The organism is Streptomyces sp. NPDC013455 (assembly GCF_040632975.1).
Classification (GTDB): domain Bacteria; phylum Actinomycetota; class Actinomycetes; order Streptomycetales; family Streptomycetaceae; genus Streptomyces.
This window is the reverse complement of record NZ_JBEYCX010000004.1, coordinates 24432-46989: the sequence shown is the minus strand read 5'-3', so window position 1 is coordinate 46989 and position 22558 is coordinate 24432. Positions and strand designations below refer to the sequence as shown.

Genomic DNA, 22558 nt, shown 5'->3' with positions numbered 1-22558 from the left:
GACCGAATGGGAGACACGGCGTTGTCCGACAACGGATGGCCGGCCGACCGGATCGACACCGAGAACGCCCACTCCGCACGCATCTACGACTACGTGCTCGGCGGCAAGGACTACTACCCCGCCGACAAGGAGGCGGGCGACGCGATGGCGCGGGAGTGGCCCGCGCTCCCGGTGCACATGCGCGCCAACCGCGACTTCATGAACCGTGCCGTGCGCTGGCTCGCCGAGGAGGCGGGCATGCGGCAGTTCCTGGACATCGGCACCGGCATCCCGACCTCGCCCAACCTGCACGAGATCGCCCAGGCCGTGGCTCCCGAGTCCCGGGTCGTCTACGTCGACAACGACCCGATCGTGCTCACCCTCTCCCAGGGCCTGCTGGCCAGTGCCCCCGAGGGCCGGACGGCGTACATCGAGGCCGACTTCCGTGACCCGGCGGCCATCCTCCGGGCGCCCGAGCTGCGCGCGACCCTGGACCTGAGCCGGCCCGTCGCCCTCACCGTCATCGCGATCGTCCACTTCATGCTGGACGCGGACGACGCCGTCGGTGTCGTCCGGAGGCTGCTGGAGCCGCTGCCCCCGGGCAGCCATCTCGCGATGTCGATCGGCACCGCCGAGTTCGCGCCCGAGGAGGTGGGCCGGGTCGCCCGCGAGTACGCGGCCCGCGACATGCCGATGCGGCTGCGCACCCGGGACGAGGCCCACGCGTTCTTCGCGGGCCTCGACCTGGTCGAGCCGGGCATCGTCCAGGTGCACAAGTGGCACCCCGACGGCAGCGGCGAGCAGGGCGTCCGCGACGAGGACATCGCCATGTACGGCGCGGTCGCCCGCAAGCCGTGACAGACCCGGGGCCGGGGTCCGACCCACCTCCCGGACCCCGGCCCCGACCCGTCCCGTGACGGGCCGGGGCCGTGTCCCGGCCCGTCGGCGCCAAGCGCGCACACCGTGCACGCAGCCCGGCGTGCGAGGCCGTGCCCCGGGGGCTCCGTCCACCGGGTGCGGGAGCCGGTGGGAGGCGCCGGGGACCGCCCTCGCGGAAAAGCGCGGGGGAGCGGAACCACGGCGGGGCGAACGCTGTCTTACGGTCCGTCGACGGCCGGTACCGGTCCGGTCGCGAAGTACCGGGGGAAGCGAACGCAGCGCCGTCCGTGGGCGCGCGGTCCCGCCCCGCCCCATTCGGAGCGGGGCCGCCCGCCCCGCCGCCCCGTCGGCCGCACGCGTCCGTCAGCCGCGGCCGTGCGGCCGGTACGGCCGGGGCAGCGGCATACCGCGGTCGGCCATGATCCGGCGTACGCGGTCGGGGTAGTCGGTGATGATCCCGTCGACACCCAGGTCCATCAGCGCCTCGACGGTCGCCGGGTCGTCACAGGTCCAGGGCACCACCTTCAGCCCCCGGGCGTGGGCCCGCGCGACCATCGCCGCGTCCGAGTAGAACCGGAACCCGGGGTCGCCGACCTTGCCGTTCTGCGGGAAGCCGTAGTTGGGGGAGAGGGTCGTGACCCCGGGCAGCGTCGCGGCGGCCCTGACGAAGTCCCCGCCGTGGTCGTCCACGTCGATCCCGCCCAGCCACGGGGACGCGCCGTCCTCGCCGACCTGGAGGAAGTCGTAGTTGGTCAGCGCCACCAGCGGCCACTTCGGCGCCAGCCGGTGCATCACCCTCAGCGCGCCCCAGTCGAACGACTGGATGGTGACCTGCCGCTCGATGCCGGAGCGGTGGATCTCCTCGTACACCCGGCGGACGAACACCTCGCGGGGAGCGGTCTGTTCCGGCGCGCCCGCCTCCACCTTGGTCTCGATGTTCAGCGTCACGCCCCGGGCACGGTAGCTCCTGACCAGGTCGAGGACGTCCCTCAGCTCCACCATCCGGAAGCCCTCGACCACCTCCTGCTCCGGGAAGCCGGGCAGCTGCCGGTAGCCGCAGTCCAGCGTCTTCAGCTGAGCCAGGGTCAGGTCCTTGATGTACGCGCCGACGTACGGGTACATCGGGTCGCCGGGGGTGACCGGGCCGGTGTCCCGGCACTTGACGCCGCTGATCCGGCGGTCGTGGTTGACCACCACCTTCAGATCCTTGGTGACGTGGGTGTCCAGCTCCAGCGTGGACACCCCCAGCCGCAACGCCTTGCCGAAGCCCTCCAGGGACTCCTCGGTGGTCATGCCGAGGCCGCCGCGGTGCGCCTGGAGGTCGAAGCGGGCCTTCTCGGGGCCGCCCGGCGCCGCCTGGGCGGCCACCGGGGACAGCAGCGCCGGCAGCAGTGCCAGGCCGGCGAGCAGGTGTCGTGCGCGTACGGGCCGGTGTCGTACGAACATCCGGAACCTCGATCGGGTCGGAGCGGACGTGTGCACGCCGTCAGGCGTGGGGCCGGAGGGCGCGAAGACGCCGCAGATTCTCGCAACGCCCGGACACCACGGGCCACCCCGCGGACTGAACTCCGCGGCAACGGCGGTCGAACGCGAGGCCCCGGGGCCGGGAAGCGGCCCGCTCAACCGTGCCTGGTCTGCTCGCCGCGGCCGTGGAGGCGACGGCGCTCGGTCGGTGTGCGGCGCACCGCGATGAGGGCGGCGTCGTCGCCGAGCCGGCCGCCGGCGTGGGCCAGCAGATCGCGTCGCAGGTGGTGCATCAGCGCCTCGGGGCTGTCCTCCGTCCACCGCGCGACCCGGTCGGCGAGCGGATAGAACCGGCCGTGCTCGTCCCGGGCCTCCACCACCCCGTCCGTGTACAGCAGCAGCGTGTCGCCCTGCTCGAACGAGAACACGTCCAGGATGTGCTCGGCGTGGGCGTGCACCCCGAGCGGCGGCGACGGATGCAGGCTCGGCACCGTGACGACGTGCCCGGGGCTCAGCAGCAGGGGCGGCGGATGCCCGCAGCTGGTCATGCGGGTGACCGGATCACGGTCCGGGATCTCCACGAGCAGCGCGGTGGCGAACCGCTCGCCGGCCTCCTCCGGCGGTTCCAGGTCGGCCGCGTACCGGGTGATGCTCTGGTCCAGGGAGGAGGCCAGGTCCGCCAGCGGGATGTGCCGGTGGGCGCTCTCCCGGAAGGCACCGAGCAGCAGGGCCGCCTCGCCGATGGCGGGCAGGCCCTTGCCGCGGACGTCTCCGATGAGCACACGGACCGAGCCGTCGCACGGGGTCGTCGCGTAGAGGTCGCCGCCGATCTGCGCCTCGTCCTCCGCCGCCAGGTAGAGCGAGGCGATCCGCAGCGTGCCGATCTGCTCGGGCAGCGGCCACATCAGGACGTGCTGCGCGGCCTCGGCGACCGTGCGGACCTGGGCCAGCTGCGCCTGCCGGCGCTCCCGCAGGGCGCTGTACAGCACGGTGAGCACCACGAGGACCGAGAGGGTGATGATCTGCACGATGTGGTTCGTGGTGCCGATGCCGCCGTGGTGGAAACCGATGAAGACCTGAGCGGCCACCGCGAGCGCGCCGATGCCCGCCGTGGTCCGGGGGCCGGCGAAGGAGGGGGTGAGCGCCGGCGCGATCACCAGGGCCGGCCCGAGGTGGATGTGGGTCGGGACCCGCAGATCCACCACCGTGATCAACACGATGAGGGCGACCGGGAGCAGCATCAGGGCGGGGGCCGGCGGCCACGGCTGTCGCCGACCCGCGCGCCGGAGCCGGGGTGCCATGCCTACCAGCGTGCTCCCCGGCCGGTCGGGCGGCCACTCGCCGCCCGGGTGGCGGGCCGCCTGTCCCGTCCCGGCCGCCTGCCGCCCACCACTGAACGAGCCTCCGCCGGCGCGCCGCGGTGAGGCGACGCCCTCCGCCGAGGTCAGGCCCGCCCCGGTACCTGACACGGAGGGCTGAACCTTTCGCGCGGCGCCGTGTCGGTGGCGGAGCGCCGGGTACCCGTAGCTGCCCCGGGGCCGACCCGGCCGTCCGGGAGTGCAGGGTGCCGAATGGAGAGGTCATGACGCAGAACGGGGAGGAAACCGCGCCCCTCCGGCGACCGGAGATCACCGAACTCCGTCTCGCCACGGACGGAGCGGCCCGGCAGCCGGAGCCCGGGCCGGATCCGTCCGTGCCACCGGAACCGCAGGAGCTGCCGCAGGACCGCAGCCAGGCGATCCTGGAGGCCGCCAAGCAGATCGGCGCGCTGCTCAAACGCGCCGGCCACCCCTTCGCGCTGGCCGGCAGTGTGGCCGTGTACGCCCACGGCGGAAGCCGCTACCTCCAGCACGACGCCGACTTCGCCATCCTGCCCGACGACGCCGAAGCGGTGGCCGCCACGCTGCGCGAGGCCGGTCTCGAGGTACGGGTACCGCCGGAGGACTGGCTGCTCAAGACCACGTGCCACGGGCAGAACGTCGACATCATCTTCGCGCTGGCGCACCAGCCCGTCACCCGCGCCATGCTCGACCGGGCCCACGTGCTGCCGGTCGACTCGGTCCTCATGCCGGTCCTCTGCCCGACCGATCTGATCCACAGCCTGATCAGCGCTTTCTCCGAGCACTACTGTGACTTCGGATCGGTCCTGCCGGTGGCCCGCGCCGTCCGCGAGAAGGTCGACTGGAACGTGGTCCGCGCGTCCTGCGGCGACCAGCCCATGCCCGCCGCGTTCCTCTTCCTCCTCGAACGGCTGCACGTGATCGACGTCCAGGAGGGGCAGTCATGACCGACACCAGCCCGCCGACCCCGCCGGCGGCACGGAACCTGGACTACCGCATCGCCCACCTCGCCGATCACCTGGCCGCCGGCGAGCTGGGGGAACTCGGCGTCCGGCTGGAGATGCGCGGTGACGCCGTCCTGCTCACCGGCACGGTGCCGTCCACCCAGTGCCGCGACGACATCCTGCGCATGGCCCGTGAGGAACTGGCGGGGCACCCCGTCCACAGCGACCTGCTCATCGCGGGGACCTCCTCGCCGAACCACGGAGAGGACCTGACATGATCCGCGTCGCGGCCGTCGGGGACATCCACATGGGCCCCGAGAGCCAGGGGACCCTGCGTCCCTCCTTCGAGACACTGCCCGGCTGCGCCGACGTCCTGCTGCTCGCCGGCGACCTCACCCGCCACGGCACCCCCGAGGAGGCGGCGATCGTCGCCCGCGAGATCAAGGACCTCGGGGTGCCCGTGGTCGCCGTGCTCGGCAACCACGACCACCACGACGACAAGCCCGAGGAGGTCACCGCCATCCTCCGCGACGCGGGCGCGCACGTCCTGGAGGGGCAGGCCACCGTCGTCAGCGCCGACGGCACCCGCATCGGCGTAGCCGGCACCAAGGGATTCTGCGGCGGCTTCGTCGGCCGCTGCGCGGGGGAGTTCGGCGAACCCCTCATGAAGGAGTTCGTCCGCTACAGCCGCCGGTGCGCCGACGGTCTGCACGGCGCCCTGAAGCACCTGGACGAGTCGGACTGCGACGTACGGATCGCCCTCACCCACTTCTCTCCCGTGCCGGACACCCTGGCCGGGGAGCCGCTGGAGATCTACCCGTTCCTCGGCAGCTACCTGCTGGCGGAGGCGATCGACACCGGCGGCGCCGACCTGGCGGTGCACGGGCACGCCCACGCCGGCACCGAGCACGGCATGACCAGCGGGGGCGTCCGGGTGCGCAACGTCGCCCAGCCGGTGATCGGGCAGGCGTTCCACGTGTACCACCTGCCCGGCCGGCGCGAGTGACGCAGGCGCGGCCGCTCAGGCCGCCGTGCTCAGGGCCTCACGGCCGGTGACGTCGCCGTCCTTCGCGGGCAGCGTCAGCGTCACCGGGGCGCCGCGGCGGCGCACCAGCAGGCCCGCGCCGATCGACCCGGCGATGAGCAGCCCGCCTGCGACCAGGGCCCCGCGCGCGCCCGCCCACTCCATCAGCAGGCCCAGCAAGGGCGGCCCGCCGAGGCTCCACACCGTGCCGATGCTGCTCCACACCCCGAGCACCCGGCCGCGCAGGTGCGGCGGCGGATCGGTCTGGAGCACGGCCGTACCGGCGGTGTCGGAGACGGACTCCACGACCGCCATCGGCAGCACCAGCACCAGCAGCACCGCCAGCGACGGCGACAGGCCGGCCACCACCTGGAGCAGCGCGCCGGCCGCCGCGAGCACGCCCACGGTCCGCACGGACGGCTTGCGCAGCCGGGCGCCGAGCACCGCGCCGAGGATGCCGCCGACGGCCAGCACGGTGGAGACCGTGCCGAACGCCCCGGCACCACCCGCCAGCGGCCCGGTGACCAGGACGGCGAGGGTCAGGCCGTAGTTGCGGCCGAAGACGGAGCTGATCCCGGTGATGGACGCCAGAGCGACCAGGCGGGGCCTGCGCGCGAAGAAGGACAGGCCCTCCCGCACGGTCATCCCGCCGCGCGCCGGGACGGCCCGCGCCCCGGCCGCGAAGCCCTCGGCGACGCCGGGCGCCGGGCGCAGGAACGGCACCACCGAGGCCACGAAGAGGAACGACAGCCCGTTGGCGGCGTACGCGGAGGCCGTGCCGAGGAAGCCGACCGCCACCCCGGCCAGGGCGGTGCCGACCAGCCGGCCCGCGCTGTGCACGAGCGCGCCGACACCGATCGCGGACGGCACGTCCGCCGCCGGCACCAGATCGTTGCCGAGCAGCGCGCAGGCCGGCCCGTCGACGGTGGCGATGACGCCGGTCACGGCGGCCAGCACCAGCAGGGCGGTCATGTCGATCCGGTCCAGCGCCACGAGCAGTGCGGTGGTGAAGGCCACCGCGCCGAGCAGGGCCTGGCTGACCGCGACCGTCAGCTTCCGGGGCCAGCGGTCCACGGCCGCCCCGCCGAGCAGGCTCACGAACAGTGCGGGCGCCGCCTGCACGGACATCGACAGACCGGTCGCCGCGGCCGAGCCCGTGATGTGCAGCACGAGCAGGTTCTGCACCGTGAGCTGCATCCAGGTGCCGGCGTTGGAGACGAAGTTCGCCACCGACCACCACCGCATGCTCCGGTACCGGAGGGACCGCCACGGCGAACGGGAGGCCGGGGCGGGGCTGGGCATGGACGTGGACAGGGCAGAGGAAGAGGGCACGGCGGGGTACTCGGCAACCGGGAAAGACGGGGGAGACCGGCGGAGCCCGTCGGGCCGGCTGCGTCGCACGGCCGGGCCGCCTGGTCATGGCGCCGACCATGGTGGCAGACGGGGCGGGCGAGTCGCCGCCACCGCGTTCGCGAGCACGGGCCCGAAGCCCCCAAACGCCTTGCGCCGCACCCCGGTTGGGTCCTCGCGTGGGTTTCCTCACAGACCCTGCCCCAGCCCGGTCACCGTGTTGTGGCCTGGAGGAGCAGCAGCGCGATGTCGTCGATGCGCTCGACGGACGAACCGGCCTGTTCCAGCAGCGTGTCGGTCAGCCGCTCCAGGTCCTCGTCGCCGGCACCGGCGAGCCGGTCCGCGAGGGCGGCCATGGCCTCGTCGAGGTCGACACCGGGCCGCTCGATGAGGCCGTCGGTGTAGAACACGAACAGCGCACCCGGGGCGAGCGGAATCTCGGTCACCGGGAACTCGGCGCCGGCGTCGATTCCGAGGAGCGGTCCCGGAGGAACGTCGACGGGCCGCGCCGCACCCGCGGCGAGGCGCAGCAGCGGAGGCGGATGGCCGGCGCTGGCCAGGGTGGCCCGCCCCCGGGCGAGGTCGAAGTGGGCGCAGAAACAGCTGGTGAACAGGTCGGGGCCGAGATCGACGAGCAGCCGGTTGGTGCCGGACAGGATCCGGTCCGGGGTCGAACCGACCGTCGCGTGGGCGTGCACCCCCGTCCTGACCTGCCCCATCAGGGCCGCGGCGGCGACGTTGTGCCCCTGGACGTCACCGATGAAGGCCGCCGCCGCGTCGTCGCCGAGCCGGATCAGGTCGTAGAAGTCCCCGCCGATGTCCATGCCCCGGGTCGCGGGCAGGTACCGGGCGGCGACCCGCAGACCGGGCACGGCCGGCAGGCTGCGCGGCAGGAGGGTCTGCTGGAGACCGTGGGCCAGATCGTGCTTCGTGTCGTACAGCCGGGCCCGGTCGAGGGCCTGGGCGATGAGACCGGCCAACGACGTCAGGATCGCGCGCTCCTCGGCCGGGAACTCGTGTGGGCCGTCGTACGACAGGACACAGCAGCCGACGGGCCGGCCGTAGGTGATCAGCGGCAGGAACGCCCAGGCCCGCTTGCCGCTGACCGGGACGGCCTCGGGGTACACGCGCCGCATCTCCTCCGGGTCGGAGAAGAACGCGGGGACGCCGCTGCGCAGGACCTGCCCGGCGGGGGTGAACGCGGTGTCGAGCGGCAGGCCGTCGAGACGCTCGACGGTGTGCGGTGGGTAACCGCGGTGGCCGGTGATCCGCAGCCGGCCGGCCTCGGCGGTGGACAGCACCAGACCCTGGGCGTCGAAGGCCGGCATGACCTGGTCGGCGATCAGGTCGATGACGTCCTGGACACCGACCACCTCGGTCAGCCCGGCGGCGAGGTGCAGCAGCTGGTAGAGGCGGCCCGCGCCGGCCGGGGCGGCGGCCGGCCCGGACCGGCGGGGAGCCGGTGAGGGCAGCCCCGGGGCTCCGGCCGGGATGATCCGGACGCTGATCCCGCTCCCGTCGGGAAAGAGATGGAACTCCAGCCACTGGTCCGGGGGCCGGCGCGCGGTGAAGGAGGCGGGCTCCCGGGTGACCACCGTGGCCCGGTAGCGGTCCTCGTAGGCGGGGTCGTCCAGCCAGCGCAGGGACTGCCAGGGCCGCGTGCCCAGCAGCCGGCCGGCATCGGTGCCGAGCAGGGCGCAGGCCCCGGAGCTGACGTACGTGACGCGCCCCTCCAGGTCGAGGGAGCAGCTGCCGCCGGGAAGCCGCTCGACGAAGTCGGCGGCGGCCAGCGCCGGGGCCACGGGCGGGCGACCCGTCCCGCCGGGCAGGACACGCGGCTCCGCGCCGGACGGCGGGGCCTGGCCGCGCTCCGCACCCTCCTCCAGCACCCGGGCCAGCTGCCGGCACCGCGCCATGACATGGCTCTGCTCCCGCCGCGTCATGTGGGGCGGCCGGCCGGCCGGCCACATCAGCAGCAGCGCCCCCCACCGCCGGACACCGGTGACGGGCGCGGCGACCATCGCCAGGGGGTACGGCAGCACCATCGCCGTGCGCGGATAGGAGCGGGCCATCTGCTCCTGGCTGCCGAGCCAGACCACGCGCTCCTCGCGGACCGCGTCCGCGACCGGCGCGGCCGCGGACACCGGGATCCGCGCCCACGGCGCGGCGAGCGAGGCCGGCACACCGCACACCGCGTCCAGCCGCAGCAGCTGTTCGTCCGGCGTGAGCAGGTACAGCGCCCCGATGGACGCGCCGGTGCGGCGCACCGCCTCCGTGAAGACGCCGTCCAGCTCCTCGGTGGGGCCGTCCGGATCGACCGCGCCGGTCACATGGCACCTCCAGCCTCAGCGGCGGCCGGCAGACCGTGCGGCACCCGGCGTCCGGTGCCGCACGGCCGTCGCCGCGGCCACCGCCGCACGGACCTGAAGGGCGACTCGCCGATCATCCCGGGCTCCCGGCGATCCGGCCTGACCGCTGAGACACCTGCTAGCGGTTGACCGTCCGCATGCCCGCCTCGTCGTAGCGCTCGCCCGCCGCCTCGGGCAGCTCGGCGTCGATGCGGGCCAGATCGTCCGCGGTCAGCTCGACACCGACCGCGCCGGCGTTCTGCTCCAGGTAGCTGCGGCGCTTGGTGCCGGGGATCGGCACCAGGTCCTCGCCCTGGGCCAGTACCCAGGCGATGGCCAGCTGGGCCGGGGTCACGTCCTTCTCGGCGGCGATCTCCTTCACCTTCCGCGCGAGCCGCAGGTTCGCGTCGAGGTTGGCGTCGGTGAAGCGCGGGTTGTCACGGCGCCAGTCGTCCGCGTCCAGTTCGGCGGGGGAGGAGAAGCGGCCCGCGAGGAAGCCGCGGCCGAGCGGCGAGTAGGGCACGAAACCGATGCCCAGCTCCCGGCAGGCGGGCAGCACCTCGGCCTCCACCTCCCGTGACCACAGCGAGTACTCGCTCTGCACGGCGGTGATCGGGTGCACGGCGTGCGCGCGCCGGATGGTCTCGGCACTCGCCTCGCTCAGTCCGATGCCCCGCACCTTGCCCTCGGCGACCAGCTCGCCCAGCGCGCCGACCGTCTCCTCGATCGGCACGTTCGGATCCACCCGGTGCTGGTAGTAGAGGTCGATGTGGTCGGTGCCCAGGCGCTCCAGGGAGCCGTGGACGGAACTGCGCACGTGCTCGGCGGAACCGTCCTGGCGGCCGACCGTGCTCATGTCGCCCGGTACCGCGTCGTCCATCCGGTAGTTGAACTTCGTAGCGATCACATACTCGTCGCGGTGGCCCCGGATCGCCTTCCCCACCAGCGACTCGTTGCTCAGCGGTCCGTAGACCTGCGCCGTGTCGAGGAAGGTGATGCCGAGTTCGAGGGCGCGCCGGATGGTCGCGATGCCCTCCTCCTCGTCGGTGGAGCCGTAGAAGGCGGACATGCCCATGCACCCGAGGCCGATGGCCGATACCTGGAGGTCCCGCAGACTGCGCTTCCGCATGCCGTGTCCCAGCCTTTCCTGCACACTCGATCGTCGTTCCGGACGGCACGAAGGCCCTCGCCCGTCGGGTCCGTCCGGTCCGTCTAGTCCATCTAGCGACGGATCGGGCCGTCCGGCATCCCGTGGAACACCGGCCGACAGGCCCTCGTACGCCCCGGTGTTCCGTGACGCTACGACCTGGAGCGCACTCCAGCGCAAGCCGGGCAGGTACCGGCCCCCGGTGCACCGGTGATCACGGCCGCCTCGCCGGACGCGTCCCCGGGGGTGCGGGTTGCCTCTCCGCCTGGGCTTTCCGCGCCGTACACCTGTGCGTCTTCCCACATCGCGGCACGCCCGGGGAGAGATCCGTACATCTATACGATGGCGCCGGAAACGGATGGATGACGGACAAACGCCTCGGACGGCCGACCACCGGGAGCGAGGCGGAGGGGGCGACGGGATGACGGGGGAACCGAAGGCGACGGGCCGCCGGGCCCCATGACCGCCGAGGCGCGCACCGGGCGGTTACGCGCGCTGCTCGCGCGGTCGGCCCGGGTCACCTGCGGCACGCTGCGGGCCGAGTGGCACGCCATCGTCGTCGACCCGGTACGGCGGCTCGCGCGGCGCGGACTGTCCGGCCTGCTGCTGGCCTTCGCCGCCGCGTCCGGCGTCGTCTTCTTCCACGACATCGCCCAGCACCCCGCCGGAGCGCTGTGGGTGCGGCGGCTCGGCGGCGTCCAGGCAGACCTGCCGCTGTGGCTCTCGCTGCTGCGCACCCCCGTCTCCCTGTACGTCCCGGCACTCGACCTGCCGGTGTGGGCGGGCCTCACCCAGCTGTTCCTCGCCTTCGCCCTGGCCGAACTGACCCTGGGCCGGGCCCGGACCCTGGTGATCGCCTACGCCACCACCCTGGCCGGCACCCTCGGCGCCCGACTGATGATCGCGCTCGGGCCCGGCTGGTGGGGACTCGGGCTGCCGCCCGAGGCGGGGCGGGTGCTCGACACCGGGCCCTCCGCGGCCGTCGTCGGCCTGTTCACCTATCTGGCCGTGGTCCGGCGCGCGCCCGTGGTGTTCACACTGACCGGCGGCGCGATGGTGTGGGAGTCCGTCGCCGTGCCCAACCTGGCCGGCCGGGAGCACCTGATCGCGGTGGCCGCGGCGATCGTCCTGGGGCTCCTGCACGGCCGACGGGACCGGCTCCGCGCGGCCGTCCGCTCCGCGGTGCGCAGTGCCCCGACGACGTCTGCGCACCTTCCCTCGAACGCTGGTCCGGCCCGGCGGACCCCGGCCCCGGACCGCGCCCCGGCGGCACCGGACCGCGACCCGGTGGCACCTCACCGGGACCGTGTGGCACCGGACCGGGACCCAGTGGCGCCTCACCGCGACCGAGTGGCACCGGACCGGGACCCTAGGGGCGCCTCACCGTGACCGAGTGGCACCGGACCGGGACCCTAGGGGCGGCGGGCCGACGAGCCGCCCGCCGCGGCGCCGCCCGTGGCCGGCCCGGCCCGAGGGAACGGCGCGCCCCTGTGGCGCCGGCCACCCCGTCAGTGTGATGGTTTTCGCACATCGACCCCGTCGGGCTCCCCCTAGGGTGGCCGCGAGTACGGCAGGGCATGGCTGACACCAGGGTGTTCGTCGCCGCCAGGCAGCTGAAGGGAATCCAGGATGTTCCGCAAGGTGCTGGTCGCCAACCGTGGAGAGATCGCGATCCGCGCGTTCCGGGCGGGCTACGAACTAGGCGCCCGCACGGTCGCCGTGTTCCCGCACGAGGACCGCAACTCGCTGCACCGGCTCAAGGCCGACGAGGCGTACGAGATCGGAGAACCGGGGCACCCGGTCCGGGCCTACCTCTCCGTCGAGGAGATCGTGGGCGCCGCCCGCCGGGCGGGCGCCGACGCCGTCTACCCGGGCTACGGCTTCCTGTCGGAGAATCCGGAACTGGCCCGCGCCTGCGAGGAAGCGGGCATCACCTTCGTCGGCCCCAGCGCGGCCACCCTGGAGCTGACCGGCAACAAGGCCCGCGCGGTCGCCGCCGCCCGCGCGGCCGGCGTCCCCGTCCTCGGCTCCTCCGCGCCCTCCACCGACGTGGACGAACTGGTGCGCGCCGCCGAGGAGATCGGCTTCCCCGTCTTCGTCAAGGCGGTGGCCGGCGGCGGCGGGCGCGGCATGCGCCGGGTGGAGGACCCGGCCCAGCTGCGGGAGTCCATCGAGGCCGCCTCCCGCGAGGCCGCCTCCGCCTTCGGCGACCCGACCGTCTTCCTGGAGAAGGCCGTCGTCGAACCCCGCCACATCGAGGTGCAGATCCTCGCCGACGGCCAGGGCGACGTCATCCACCTCTTCGAGCGCGACTGTTCGCTCCAGCGCCGCCACCAGAAGGTCATCGAGCTGGCGCCCGCCCCCAACCTCGACCCTGCGCTGCGCGACCGCATCTGCGCCGACGCCGTCCGCTTCGCCCGCGAAATCGGCTACCGCAACGCCGGCACGGTCGAGTTCCTGCTCGACCGCGACGGCAACCACGTGTTCATCGAGATGAACCCGCGCATCCAGGTCGAGCACACGGTGACCGAGGAGGTCACCGACGTCGACCTGGTCCAGTCCCAGCTGCGCATCGCCGCCGGCGAGAGCCTCGCCGTCCTCGGCCTCGCCCAGGACACGGTCACCCTGCGCGGCGCCGCCCTCCAGTGCCGCATCACCACCGAGGACCCCGCCAACGGTTTCCGCCCGGACACCGGCCGGATCAGCGCCTACCGTTCCCCGGGCGGCTCCGGCATCCGGCTCGACGGCGGAACCACCCACGCCGGTACGGAGATCAGTGCCCACTTCGACTCCATGCTGGTCAAACTCACCTGCCGGGGCCGCGACTTCAACGCCGCGATCGGCCGGGCCCGGCGCGCGGTCGCCGAGTTCCGCATCCGGGGCGTCGCCACCAACATCCCGTTCCTGCAGGCCGTGCTGGACGACCCCGACTTCCGGGCCGGCCGGGTCACCACCTCCTTCATCGAGCAGCGTCCGCACCTGCTCACCGCCCGCTCCTCCGCCGACCGCGGCACCAAGCTGCTCACCTACCTCGCCGACGTCACCGTCAACCAGCCGCACGGCCGCCGGCCCGACCTGCTCGACCCGCTGACCAAGCTGCCGCCGCTGCCCGCCGGCGAACCGCCCGCCGGCTCCCGCCGGCTCCTGGTGGACCTCGGCCCCGAGGGCTTCGCCCGGCACCTGCGCGAGTCGCCCACCATCGGCGTCACCGACACCACCTTCCGCGACGCCCACCAGTCCCTGCTCGCCACCCGGGTGCGCACCAAGGACCTGCTCGCCGTCGCCCCGGTCGTCGCCCGCACCCTGCCGCAGCTGCTGTCCCTGGAGTGCTGGGGCGGCGCCACCTACGACGTCGCGCTGCGCTTCCTCGCCGAGGACCCCTGGGAGCGGCTGGCCGCGCTGCGCGAGGCCGTGCCCAACATCTGCCTCCAGATGCTGCTGCGCGGCCGCAACACCGTGGGCTACACGCCGTACCCGACGGAGGTCACCGACGCCTTCGTCCAGGAGGCCGCCGCCACCGGCATCGACATCTTCCGCATTTTCGACGCGCTCAACGACGTCGGTCAGATGCGGCCGGCCATCGAGGCCGTACGCGAGACCGGCACCGCGATCGCCGAGGTGGCCCTCTGCTACACCGGCGACCTGAACGACCCGGCGGAGCGGCTCTACACCCTCGACTACTACCTGCGCCTGGCCGAGCAGATCGTGGACGCGGGCGCCCACATTCTCGCCATCAAGGACATGGCCGGCCTGCTGCGCGCCCCGGCCGCGGCCAGGCTCGTCTCGGCACTGCGCCGCGAGTTCGACCTTCCCGTGCACCTGCACACCCACGACACCGCCGGCGGGCAGCTCGCCACCTACCTCGCTGCGATCCAGGCCGGCGCCGACGCGGTCGACGGCGCGGTGGCCTCCATGGCCGGCACGACCTCCCAGCCGTCGCTGTCCGCGATCGTCGCCGCCACCGACCACTCCGACCGCCCCACCGGCCTGGACCTCCAGGCGGTCGGCGACCTGGAGCCGTACTGGGAGGGCGTCCGCAAGATCTACGCCCCCTTCGAGGCGGGCCTCGCCTCGCCCACCGGCCGGGTCTACCACCACGAGATCCCCGGCGGCCAGCTCTCCAACCTGCGCACCCAGGCCGTCGCCCTCGGCCTCGGCGACCGCTTCGAGGACATCGAGGCGATGTACGCGGCCGCCGACCGCATCCTCGGCCGCCTGGTCAAGGTCACCCCGTCCTCCAAGGTGGTCGGCGACCTGGCCCTGCACCTCGTCGGCGCCGGGGTCCGTCCGGAGGACTTCGAGGAGACCCCCGACAAGTTCGACATCCCGGACTCGGTGATCGGCTTCCTGCGCGGCGAGCTGGGCACCCCGCCCGGCGGCTGGCCGGAGCCCTTCCGCACCAAGGCCCTCCGGGGCCGCGCCGAGCCCAAGCCCGTCCCCGAGCTGTCCCCCGAGGACCGCGAAGGGCTGGCCAAGGACCGCCGCGCCACGCTCAACCGGCTGCTGTTCCCCGCCCCGACCCGGGAGTTCGACACGCACCGGCAGACCTACGGCGACACCAGCGTGCTGGACAGCAAGGCGTTCTTCTACGGGCTGCGCCCGGGCAAGGAGTACGCCGTCGACCTGGAGCCCGGCGTCCGGCTGCTGATCGAGCTCCAGGCGATCGGCGAGGCCGACGAGCGCGGTATGCGCACCGTGATGTCGGCCCTCAACGGCCAGCTCCGGCCGATCCAGGTACGGGACCGCGCGGCGGCCTCCGACGTGCCCGTGACGGAGAAGGCCGACCGTACCGACCCGGGCCATGTGGCGGCCCCGTTCGCCGGAGTGGTGACGCTCGCCGTCACCGAGGGCGACGAGGTGGCGGCCGGCGCCACGATCGGCACGATCGAGGCGATGAAGATGGAGGCCACGATCACCGCCCCGAAGGCGGGCCGGGTGTCCCGGCTGGCCATCAACCGCATCCAGCAGGTGGAGGGCGGCGACCTGCTGGCGGAACTGTCCTGACCACGCTCCCGCTCCCGCCGCCGGCCGCGGCCGGGGGCGGGGGCCGCGTGCCGCCACCTGCCCACGGCCCGCGCTCGGCCGGCCGTCACCCTCGGCCGGCCCTCACCCTCGGCCGGCCCTCACCCTCGACCAGGCCCGCCCCGCACCGCCCCGAGCCGCGCCGCCGGGGCGGGGCGGGGGCCCGGTCCGCCCGCCGCGCCGTGGCTAGCCTCGGCCGAGGAGGTGGCGCAGGCGGGCGACGAGCAGGTTCGGGTCCCGCTGGGTGGAGTAGGCGGCACTCGGGACGTACAGGGTCCGGCTCCGCACGGCCACGGAGGTCGGGTTCGACAGCCCGTCCTGTGCGGTCAGCACGGTCGTGGCGGTGCCGTCCGGGCGGACCAGGACGACCTTGCCGGGGGCGTTCAGCGCGGCCAGCACGGTCTTGCCGTGCCCGGGGAGGGTGAAGTCGTCGATGCCCTCCAGACCGGTGGCCCGTGTCTCGGCGGGACCGGCTGAGTCGTCCGGGCCGACGGGGATGCGCAGCAGTGTGCCCCGGCCGGTGTTGGACACCCACACGGCGTTCCGGTCGGTCTTGATCCCGTTGGCGCCGAAGCGGGAGGCGGCCCCGGCGAGCGGAGTGAGCGCCGTGCCGGTCGCCCACGCCGTGGCCGTGCCGCCCGCCTGCGGGACGCGCCACACGGTGCCGCGCACCGAGTCGGCCGCGTAGAGCACGCCCCGGTGCTCGTCGAGGGCGAGCCCGTTGGGCAGCCCGTCGGCCGGCAGCGCGGCGATCTGCTCCGGTGCGCCGCCGTCCGGGTCCAGGCGCCAGATCCCCGTCTCGCTGGTGCCGGTGGCGTAGTTGACGTACAGCGTGCCGTCGTGGGCGCGGGCGATGCCCGTGACGATGGCGCTCCCCACGATCGGCGTGGCCGGGCCGGTCACGGCGGGCAGGGTGGCGCGGATCCAGATGTGCCCGTCCTCGGTGACGTGGGCGATCTGCCGGGCGCGGGCGAAGGTCAGGTCGGCGGAGCCGTCGCGGTCGAGCGCGATGTTCTCGGGGGTCTGCCCGGCGGCCAGGTCGAAGTGGGCGATGGCACGGGCGTCGGTGACGAGCGGCTCCTCGCCGGTGGCGGGCGCGGCGGCGACCAGACCGAGCGCGAGCGCGGCCGTGGCGGCGGCGGACAGGCGGGGGTGTCGGGACATGTGACCTCTTTTCGGTCGGCGCACCGGGCGCCGGCGTGCGGGGCCACACCAACATGACGGGGGACCGGTCACCGGTGACGGGAGCCGGGGCCGCGGGATCGCCCGCGCGGACCACCGTCACACGCCGTACGAGGCACGGCCGGGTGATGTCCGGGCCGGTCGCTCAGTCCCAGAGCGGGTAGGTCACGACCTGTTGGAAGCCTTCCGGACGGGCATCGGTGTAGGTGAGGCTCATCCGGGTGTAGTGCTGGACCGAGGGGTGCTTCTTCCAGGGCTTCGGGCCGTCCAGCCGGACGGTCACCGGATAGGCGTGGAAGGTGCCGGCCGCGCAGTACGGCTTGCAGTCGTTGAGCATGTTCACGCCCACGGCGGTCGCGCCCTGCGGACCCCACTCGGACCAGTCGAGTCCGGTCAGCCGGCTGTTGCCGTCGCCGCAGGCCAGGATGAAGTCGTCCGGGCGGACCGTGCGCTGCCACAGGCAGTCCACCAGGACGGGCTGCCCGGCGGTGATGCGGGAGGGCGCCGGGGCACCGGCCGGCGGGCCGGCCGTCGCCGTGCTCATGGCCGCTGTCAGCAGGGCTCCCGCCGCGAGGGTGACCGCCGTTGTCATCACTGATCCGCGCATGGCCGCTCCCGCCCGTCGTGCCGTGTCCGACCGCGTGCCCCCGACGCTACGACCGTCCCGCCGTTCGCACCAGTCGCGCAGGTCGGGCCGGGTGGCGGGCGGGCGAGACGGCCGGCCGCGGCTCTGGTGGCCGGGCCCGTCAGGGGGTACCGCGGGGCCCCCGCCCCCGCGGACCGGACCGTACGGCTCCGCCACGCCCTTCCGTCACGCCCCCTCGCCGACCAGACGCACGGTGAACCCCCGGTCGAGCGGCAGGCGCGGCGTGGTGACGGTCGTGACGTGCGCGTCGGCGTCGTACGACCAGGCGCTCGCCGGCAGCCGGCGCCCGTCCAGCAGGACCCGCGCGGGCGCGGTGCCGCCGTGCACGGTGAAGCGGTACGACCGGGCGTCCACCTTCCCCGCGTAGTCGCCCCTGCTCGCGCCGGCCGTCACGGTCGTGCCCCCGGCGCCGCGGTGCGTCGACACCCGCTGCGTGGCCGCCGCGCCCCCGGCGAAGTCACGGGTCACGCCGTCGTCCTCGTACAGCGTGTAGCGGCTGGTGCCGCGGGCGGCCGGGTACAGGTCCCAGTCCAGCTCGTGCCGGTCGCGGGTCTGCCAGCTCGTCGTCCCCTTCGGCCACATGGGCACGATGGCGCCCTCGCGCACGAACAGCGGGAGGGTGTCCAGCGGGGCGTGGTAACCGTCGACCGTGGTCGGGCCCTGGTAGGTGCGGCCCGTCCAGTAGTCGGTCCAGGTGCCCTTCGGCAGGTAGATGCCGTCACGGGTGTCGGAGTCCTGGTACACCGGCGCGACGAGGAAGTCCGGGCCGGACAGGAACTCGTACTTCGCCTGCGGGCCCAGTGTGTCCGGGTCGTCCGGGTACTCCAGCCACAGCGGACGCACCGCCCCCACACCGGTCTTCGCCGCCTCGGCGGACAGCGTGTACATGTAGGGCAGCAGCCGTTCCTTCAACTGGAGGTAGGTGCGGTTGACCGAGGTGTACGGCTCGCCGTCCCGCCACGGCTGCTGGTCGGCGGGCTTGCCGGTGGTCAGGTCGCTCGCCCAGCCGTCCATCGTCATGATGGCGGGCAGGAACGCCTTCCACTGCAGGTCGCGGGTGTACATCTCGGCGTCGTGCCGGTAGATGCTGCCCACGTCCCCGGTGTTGTAGGCGATACCGGACATGGTGGCACCGGCGTACGTCGGGATCTGCCAGCGGATGTAGTCCCAGGACAGCTTCTGGTCGCCGCTCCACAGCACCCCGCAGCGCTGGGCGCCCGCCCAGGACACCGGCAGCCACACGAAGCCGCGCGCGTCGCTGTTGTCCTCGATCCCCTTCTTCGCCGCGTCGCAGGCGTCCAGCGCGAACTTGTAGCCGTTGCCGACCCAGGCCACGTCCAGCTTGGCCACCCGCTGGCCCGCCTTGACCTGGTCGGCGAGCTTGTCGATGCCGTTCTCGGTCCACAGGCCGAGCTGGGCGTGGTGGTCCTGCAGGCCCTTGGCGGTCTGCTCCAGGTTCTCGTACCCGCAGCCGTAGCCGTCGTTGACCAGCATCCAGCCGAGCGGCATCCGGTGTTCGGTGTAGCCGTCGGCGATCTTCAGTGCGTCCAGGGTGTGCCGCTCGCCCCGGTTGGCGTTGTGCAGGTAGCAGTCGGAGTCGCCCGGTTCGAGGCCGTACACCGGAGGCATGAAGGGTCTGCCCACCAGCGCCGTGTACTCGCCGATGACGTGTGCGGCGTCGCCGAGGAAGTAGTAGGCGTCCAGCCGCCGTTCCTGCTGGCCGGTCGTCACCGGCGAACCGAAGGTGTACACGCCCGGCGCGAAGGTGTTGCGGAAGACGCCGTAGCCGGCGCTGGAGAGGTAGAACGGCTGGGAGTTGTTGTAGCCGCCCTCGTTCCAGTCGAAGCTGTTGGCGACGTACATCGTCCGGCCGCGGTGCGAGAAGCTGCCGTTCTGCTCGCCGCCGCCGAAGAACTGCTCGTCGGCGCCTCGCGTCAGGCTCTGCCGCATGCCGCCGGTCGACCAGCGCAGCGGTTTGTCCTCCTGCCAGACGCGGGTGCGGTTGTCGGCCTTGTACAGCCCGAACCGCAGCGGCTTCTTGTACACGCGCAGCACGGCCTCCGGGGAGCGGATGCCGTAGTAGTCGCCCGCGTCGAAGGACGAGGTGCGCCGCTGGAGGGCGGGCCGCTCGCGCACGATGGCGGTGCCGGCCGGGTCGCTCAGCGAGCCCGACGGGTCGGCCTGGAGCCGCAGCCGGCCGCCGGTCAGGAAGTCGGCGCGCGCCACGAGCCGCCCGGCCCGGACGGTGTAGCTGCCGTCGCCGCCCGAGAAGGACGTGAGGTCGCCGGCGTCCGTGGTCGCGGGCAGGTAGGCGGTGCCGGTGAAGGAGCTGTCGTGCACGTCGTAGGGCACCACGAGCACGTGATACGTCCCGGACGCCCGGGGGATCACCGTGGCCTCGGGATCGGCGGTGCCCGCGCTGGACGCCACCTGTCTGCCGTGGTCGTCGTAGACGTACAGGTCGAAGTCGTCCGAGGGACGCTCCCACTTGATCGAGAGCGGGACGCCGCCCTCGGGGTTGTCGTCCCAGTAGCCGTCCGGCACCGAGACGGTGAGGTCGAAGCGGTCGCAGACCTTGCCCTCCGGGTCGGCTCCGGCGGCGGGGCAGCTCTCGGGTCCGCCGCCGGTGCCCTTGGCGTAGACCGCGCTCTGCCAGCCGACGCTGCTGTGGGCTGGATCCAGTACGGCGGCGGCCGCCGGTGCGGCGGCCCGGGCCGGGGCGGGGGCGGCGAGCGCGGTCCCGGCCAGGACGCTCGCCAGCCCCAGCGGTATCCAGGCCGGCCACGGCACACGGTGTCGAAGTCTTCGCACGGCGGAACAGCTCCCCTCGCACCTTCGCGGACTGACTGTTCTTACGGCGGTGCTGCTCGGAAACGCTTGAAATAAGCGCCATTTGAGCAACTTCACGCACGAAGCCTCGGGGTTGACGCATCCTCATGTCAATACCGCCGCACACCGGCTGCCGGCCGGAGCGGCACCCGGGCGGAGGTGCGCGGCACGTCTCCGCACGGGGTGCTGTGGTCCGTTCGCGATCAGCGGAGCTTGGTGGGGTCGAGAATCTGGTCGGGCGGCGGCGAGCTGGTGTCGACGGGCTTGTTGTGGTCGGTGAAAGTGAGGTCCATGGGCTCGTCGCCGCCTGAGACCGTGCCTCTCAGGAGGTAGGGCTTGCCCTCCTTGGCGATGTAGACGGTCGTGGTCCGGGTCGTGCTCCTTTCGGTCAGCACGGCTGCCGGCCGGCCATCCACGGTGGCGTCGGCCTCCCGGGTGGCCTGTCCGTCGGACACGGGGTCGACCGACTCGATCAGGGCATCGAGACCGTCGCATATACGCCCGAGCTTCTCCGACATCATTATGGGCGGCTTGATCCAGTGTCGCTTGAAGAGGGCGACCATCTCCTCGGCCTGCTCGCTCGTCATTTCGCGGCTGAAGGTCGCCCGCCAGAAGTCCTCGCCGGCCTTGACGTGTACGCGCGAGCCTTTCTTGACGAGGTGCATGGTGCCCTGGGAGTTGCCCACCGTGCCGTTGCAGGAGCCGTGGATGTCCATGGCCAGGTCGACCGCTATGGGGCGGCCGTCGCTGATGACCTTGCCGGTGAGGCGCATGCTCGTGACGTCCCTGACGGCTTCCCGCGCCATATCGTCGATCTGACGGGGTGTCATGGTGTCGAAGGGGTGCTTCGCGGCGGTCGCCGGCGTGGTGCCGCTGGTGTCGGCCTCACTGCTGTCCGAGTCGCAGCCGGTGATGACCGCGGACATGACGGCGCACAGAAGCGCGGCGGCACGGCCGGCGAATTGGTGCTTCACGTGTGGGTTTCCCTCCCCTGTCGAACCTCGCTCACTGTATGCGGCCGAGGAGTGGCACATGCGGGGGGAGGTCCGAAGGGCCGAGCAGGCACGGAATCCGTCGCCGTCCCCCTGCCGTCACCGGTGCCGAACACCGACACCGGTCGCCTCAGGCGCCCTTGACAGGGTGCGTGTGGTTTCGCGACTTTTGAGCCTTGTCCTGCGGCTCGGCACGCGCCCGGCGCGCCATGGGGGAGGCTGATGTGGAGATCACCGTCCACGGAACCGGTGAGCTGACGTCCGCGCTGCGAGAGGCCTGGCACCGCGCGATGGACGAGTCCCCCCAGTACGCCAACCCCTTCCTGGCGCCGGAGTTCGCGATCGGCGTCGGCCGGTTCCGGAGCGGGGTGCGGGTGGCGGTCCTCCGGGAGGGCGGGGAACCGGTCGGCTTCCTGCCCTACGAGCGGGGGCCGTTCGGCACCGGCCGGGCCGTCGGCCTCGGCCTGTCCGACTGCCAGGGCCTCGTGCACCGGCCCGGGGTCACCTGGAACACGCGGGAACTGCTGCGTTCCTGCGGGCTCAGCGTCTTCGAGTTCGACCATCTGGTGTGCGGGCAGCAGCCGTTCGCGCCCCATGTCACCGGCACCTTCGCGTCCCCGGTGATCGATGTGAAACCGGGTGACGGCACCTACCCGGAGTGGCTGCGCGGCACCTATCCCGGGCTGGCCAAGACGACGCTGAAGAAGGAGCGCAGGCTCGGCCGGGACGTCGGCGAGGTGCGGTTCGTGTTCGACGAGCGCGATCCGGCGGCGCTGCGCACCCTCATGCGGTGGAAGTCCGCGCAGTACCGCAGGACCGGCCGCATGGACCGGTTCTCCCGGCCGTGGATCGTCGGCCTGGTCGACCATCTCTCCGGCGTCCGCGAGGAGCACTTCACCGGGGTGCTGTCCGTGCTGTACGCCGGGGACCGGCCGGTGGCGGCCCACTTCGGACCCCGGTCGGGCACGGTGCTCGCGGCCTGGTTCACCGCGTACGACCCCGAACTGCCCGCCTACTCACCCGGCTTGCTGATGCACCTGCGCACCGCCGAGGCCGCGGCCCGGCACGGGGTGACCCTGGTGGACCTCGGCCGCGGCGACAAGGAGTACAAGGACTGGCTGAAGACCCGGGAGCTGCGGGTCGGGGAGGGCTTCGCCACCCGCCCGCACCCGGTGGCGCTGGCCCGGCGGCTGTGGCGCCGCCCGGTGCGCGGCCTGCGGAACACGGTGCTGGCCCATCCCCGGCTGCGCGATCCGGCGGACCGGCTGCTGAAGGCGGCCGGCGCCGCGCGCACACGCGGCCGGGACACCCCGCCCGCCACCCGGGCCCGGCCCTCCGGGCCCGAGTGAGCGGGGGAGGGCGACCTCACCGGGCCTCGTGCCGTGCGGTGCGGAGTCCGGCGGTCCGGAGGA

The 22558-nt window shown here is 73.4% G+C and carries 15 protein-coding genes and 1 pseudogene; 7 read left to right on the top strand and 9 right to left on the bottom strand.

The window, feature by feature from the left end; all coding sequences use genetic code 11:
- Window positions 1-21: 21 nt before the first annotated feature.
- Window positions 22-837: an SAM-dependent methyltransferase gene (locus ABZ576_RS08890; RefSeq protein WP_360737732.1), complete on the top strand. Its 816-nt coding sequence runs from the start codon at window positions 22-24 to the stop codon at window positions 835-837.
- A 384-nt stretch (window positions 838-1221) separates the two neighbouring features.
- Here the strand turns inward: ABZ576_RS08890 and ABZ576_RS08885 are convergent, their stop codons facing one another.
- Both ABZ576_RS08885 and ABZ576_RS08880 read right to left on the bottom strand, forming a co-directional pair.
- Window positions 1222-2304, bottom strand: coding sequence for a glycerophosphodiester phosphodiesterase family protein (locus ABZ576_RS08885; RefSeq protein WP_360737730.1), 1083 nt, complete (start codon window positions 2302-2304; stop codon window positions 1222-1224).
- A 173-nt stretch (window positions 2305-2477) separates the two neighbouring features.
- A complete protein-coding gene (locus tag ABZ576_RS08880) occupies window positions 2478-3623 on the bottom strand; it encodes a PP2C family protein-serine/threonine phosphatase (protein WP_360737728.1) in 1146 nt (381 codons plus the stop codon).
- 281 nt (window positions 3624-3904) lie between these two features.
- Between ABZ576_RS08880 and ABZ576_RS08875 the strand changes: the two genes are divergently transcribed.
- From ABZ576_RS08875 to ABZ576_RS08865, 3 genes are read left to right on the top strand one after another with little or no spacing between them, the layout of a single operon-like run.
- Complete coding sequence (locus ABZ576_RS08875) at window positions 3905-4609, top strand: hypothetical protein (protein ID WP_360737726.1); 705 nt, start codon at window positions 3905-3907, stop codon at window positions 4607-4609.
- Window positions 4606-4884, top strand: a complete 279-nt coding sequence (locus ABZ576_RS08870; protein ID WP_360737724.1) for a BON domain-containing protein — start codon at window positions 4606-4608, stop codon at window positions 4882-4884. Before ABZ576_RS08875 ends, ABZ576_RS08870 begins: the two co-directional genes overlap by 4 nt.
- A complete protein-coding gene (locus tag ABZ576_RS08865; protein ID WP_360737722.1) occupies window positions 4881-5612 on the top strand; it encodes a metallophosphoesterase in 732 nt (243 codons plus the stop codon). Before ABZ576_RS08870 ends, ABZ576_RS08865 begins: the two co-directional genes overlap by 4 nt.
- A 15-nt stretch (window positions 5613-5627) precedes the next feature.
- Here the strand turns inward: ABZ576_RS08865 and ABZ576_RS08860 are convergent, their stop codons facing one another.
- The 3 genes from ABZ576_RS08860 to ABZ576_RS08850 form a co-directional block, all read right to left on the bottom strand.
- Window positions 5628-6932, bottom strand: coding sequence for an MFS transporter (locus ABZ576_RS08860; RefSeq protein ID WP_360738375.1), 1305 nt, complete (start codon window positions 6930-6932; stop codon window positions 5628-5630).
- A 260-nt stretch (window positions 6933-7192) separates the two neighbouring features.
- A complete protein-coding gene (locus ABZ576_RS08855; RefSeq protein ID WP_360737719.1) occupies window positions 7193-9310 on the bottom strand; it encodes a SpoIIE family protein phosphatase in 2118 nt (705 codons plus the stop codon).
- Window positions 9311-9467: 157 nt separating this feature from the next.
- Window positions 9468-10457 (bottom strand): aldo/keto reductase, encoded by a 990-nt coding sequence (locus tag ABZ576_RS08850; RefSeq protein ID WP_360737716.1) that lies wholly within the window; start codon window positions 10455-10457, stop codon window positions 9468-9470.
- A 477-nt stretch (window positions 10458-10934) separates the two neighbouring features.
- Between ABZ576_RS08850 and ABZ576_RS08845 the strand changes: the two genes are divergently transcribed.
- Window positions 10935-11864, top strand: a complete 930-nt coding sequence (locus ABZ576_RS08845; protein WP_360737713.1) for a hypothetical protein — start codon at window positions 10935-10937, stop codon at window positions 11862-11864.
- A 240-nt stretch (window positions 11865-12104) separates the two neighbouring features.
- Complete coding sequence (locus tag ABZ576_RS08840) at window positions 12105-15479, top strand: pyruvate carboxylase (RefSeq protein WP_360737711.1); 3375 nt, start codon at window positions 12105-12107, stop codon at window positions 15477-15479.
- Window positions 15480-15683: 204 nt separating this feature from the next.
- On the opposite strand, the gene ABZ576_RS08835 is transcribed toward ABZ576_RS08840, so the two are convergent.
- From ABZ576_RS08835 to ABZ576_RS08820, 4 genes and pseudogenes are all read right to left on the bottom strand, one after another.
- On the bottom strand, window positions 15684-16661 hold the full coding sequence (locus ABZ576_RS08835; RefSeq protein ID WP_360737709.1) for a hypothetical protein: 978 nt from the start codon (window positions 16659-16661) through the stop codon (window positions 15684-15686).
- A gap of 163 nt (window positions 16662-16824) precedes the next feature.
- Window positions 16825-17286 carry a hypothetical protein gene (locus tag ABZ576_RS08830; RefSeq protein WP_360737707.1) on the bottom strand — a complete coding sequence of 154 codons (462 nt, stop codon included), beginning with the start codon at window positions 17284-17286 and terminating at the stop codon, window positions 16825-16827.
- A 303-nt stretch (window positions 17287-17589) separates the two neighbouring features.
- Window positions 17590-19575 (bottom strand): annotated as a pseudogene (locus tag ABZ576_RS08825) (TIM-barrel domain-containing protein); the annotation flags it as partial.
- Window positions 19576-20357: 782 nt separating this feature from the next.
- Entirely contained in the window at window positions 20358-21128 is a 771-nt protein-coding gene (locus ABZ576_RS08820) for a hypothetical protein (RefSeq protein WP_360737704.1), read from the bottom strand.
- A gap of 242 nt (window positions 21129-21370) precedes the next feature.
- On the opposite strand from ABZ576_RS08820, the gene ABZ576_RS08815 reads away from it, so the two are divergent.
- A complete protein-coding gene (locus ABZ576_RS08815; protein ID WP_360737702.1) occupies window positions 21371-22495 on the top strand; it encodes a GNAT family N-acetyltransferase in 1125 nt (374 codons plus the stop codon).
- The last annotated feature ends 63 nt before the right edge of the window (window positions 22496-22558 follow it).

What these genes read in the sequence shown, in the direction of transcription:
- ABZ576_RS08885 (WP_360737730.1), bottom strand. Translation starts at nt 2,304, where the DNA reads ATGTTCGTACGACACCGGCCCGTACGCGCACGACACCTGCTCGCCGGC.
- ABZ576_RS08880 (WP_360737728.1), bottom strand. Translation starts at nt 3,623, where the DNA reads ATGGCACCCCGGCTCCGGCGCGCGGGTCGGCGACAGCCGTGGCCGCCG.
- ABZ576_RS08875 (WP_360737726.1), top strand. Translation starts at nt 3,905, where the DNA reads ATGACGCAGAACGGGGAGGAAACCGCGCCCCTCCGGCGACCGGAGATC.
- ABZ576_RS08870 (WP_360737724.1), top strand. Translation starts at nt 4,606, where the DNA reads ATGACCGACACCAGCCCGCCGACCCCGCCGGCGGCACGGAACCTGGAC.
- ABZ576_RS08865 (WP_360737722.1), top strand. Translation starts at nt 4,881, where the DNA reads ATGATCCGCGTCGCGGCCGTCGGGGACATCCACATGGGCCCCGAGAGC.
- ABZ576_RS08860 (WP_360738375.1), bottom strand. Translation starts at nt 6,932, where the DNA reads ATGCCCAGCCCCGCCCCGGCCTCCCGTTCGCCGTGGCGGTCCCTCCGG.
- ABZ576_RS08850 (WP_360737716.1), bottom strand. Translation starts at nt 10,457, where the DNA reads ATGCGGAAGCGCAGTCTGCGGGACCTCCAGGTATCGGCCATCGGCCTC.
- ABZ576_RS08845 (WP_360737713.1), top strand. Translation starts at nt 10,935, where the DNA reads ATGACCGCCGAGGCGCGCACCGGGCGGTTACGCGCGCTGCTCGCGCGG.
- ABZ576_RS08840 (WP_360737711.1), top strand. Translation starts at nt 12,105, where the DNA reads ATGTTCCGCAAGGTGCTGGTCGCCAACCGTGGAGAGATCGCGATCCGC.
- ABZ576_RS08835 (WP_360737709.1), bottom strand. Translation starts at nt 16,661, where the DNA reads ATGTCCCGACACCCCCGCCTGTCCGCCGCCGCCACGGCCGCGCTCGCG.
- ABZ576_RS08830 (WP_360737707.1), bottom strand. Translation starts at nt 17,286, where the DNA reads ATGCGCGGATCAGTGATGACAACGGCGGTCACCCTCGCGGCGGGAGCC.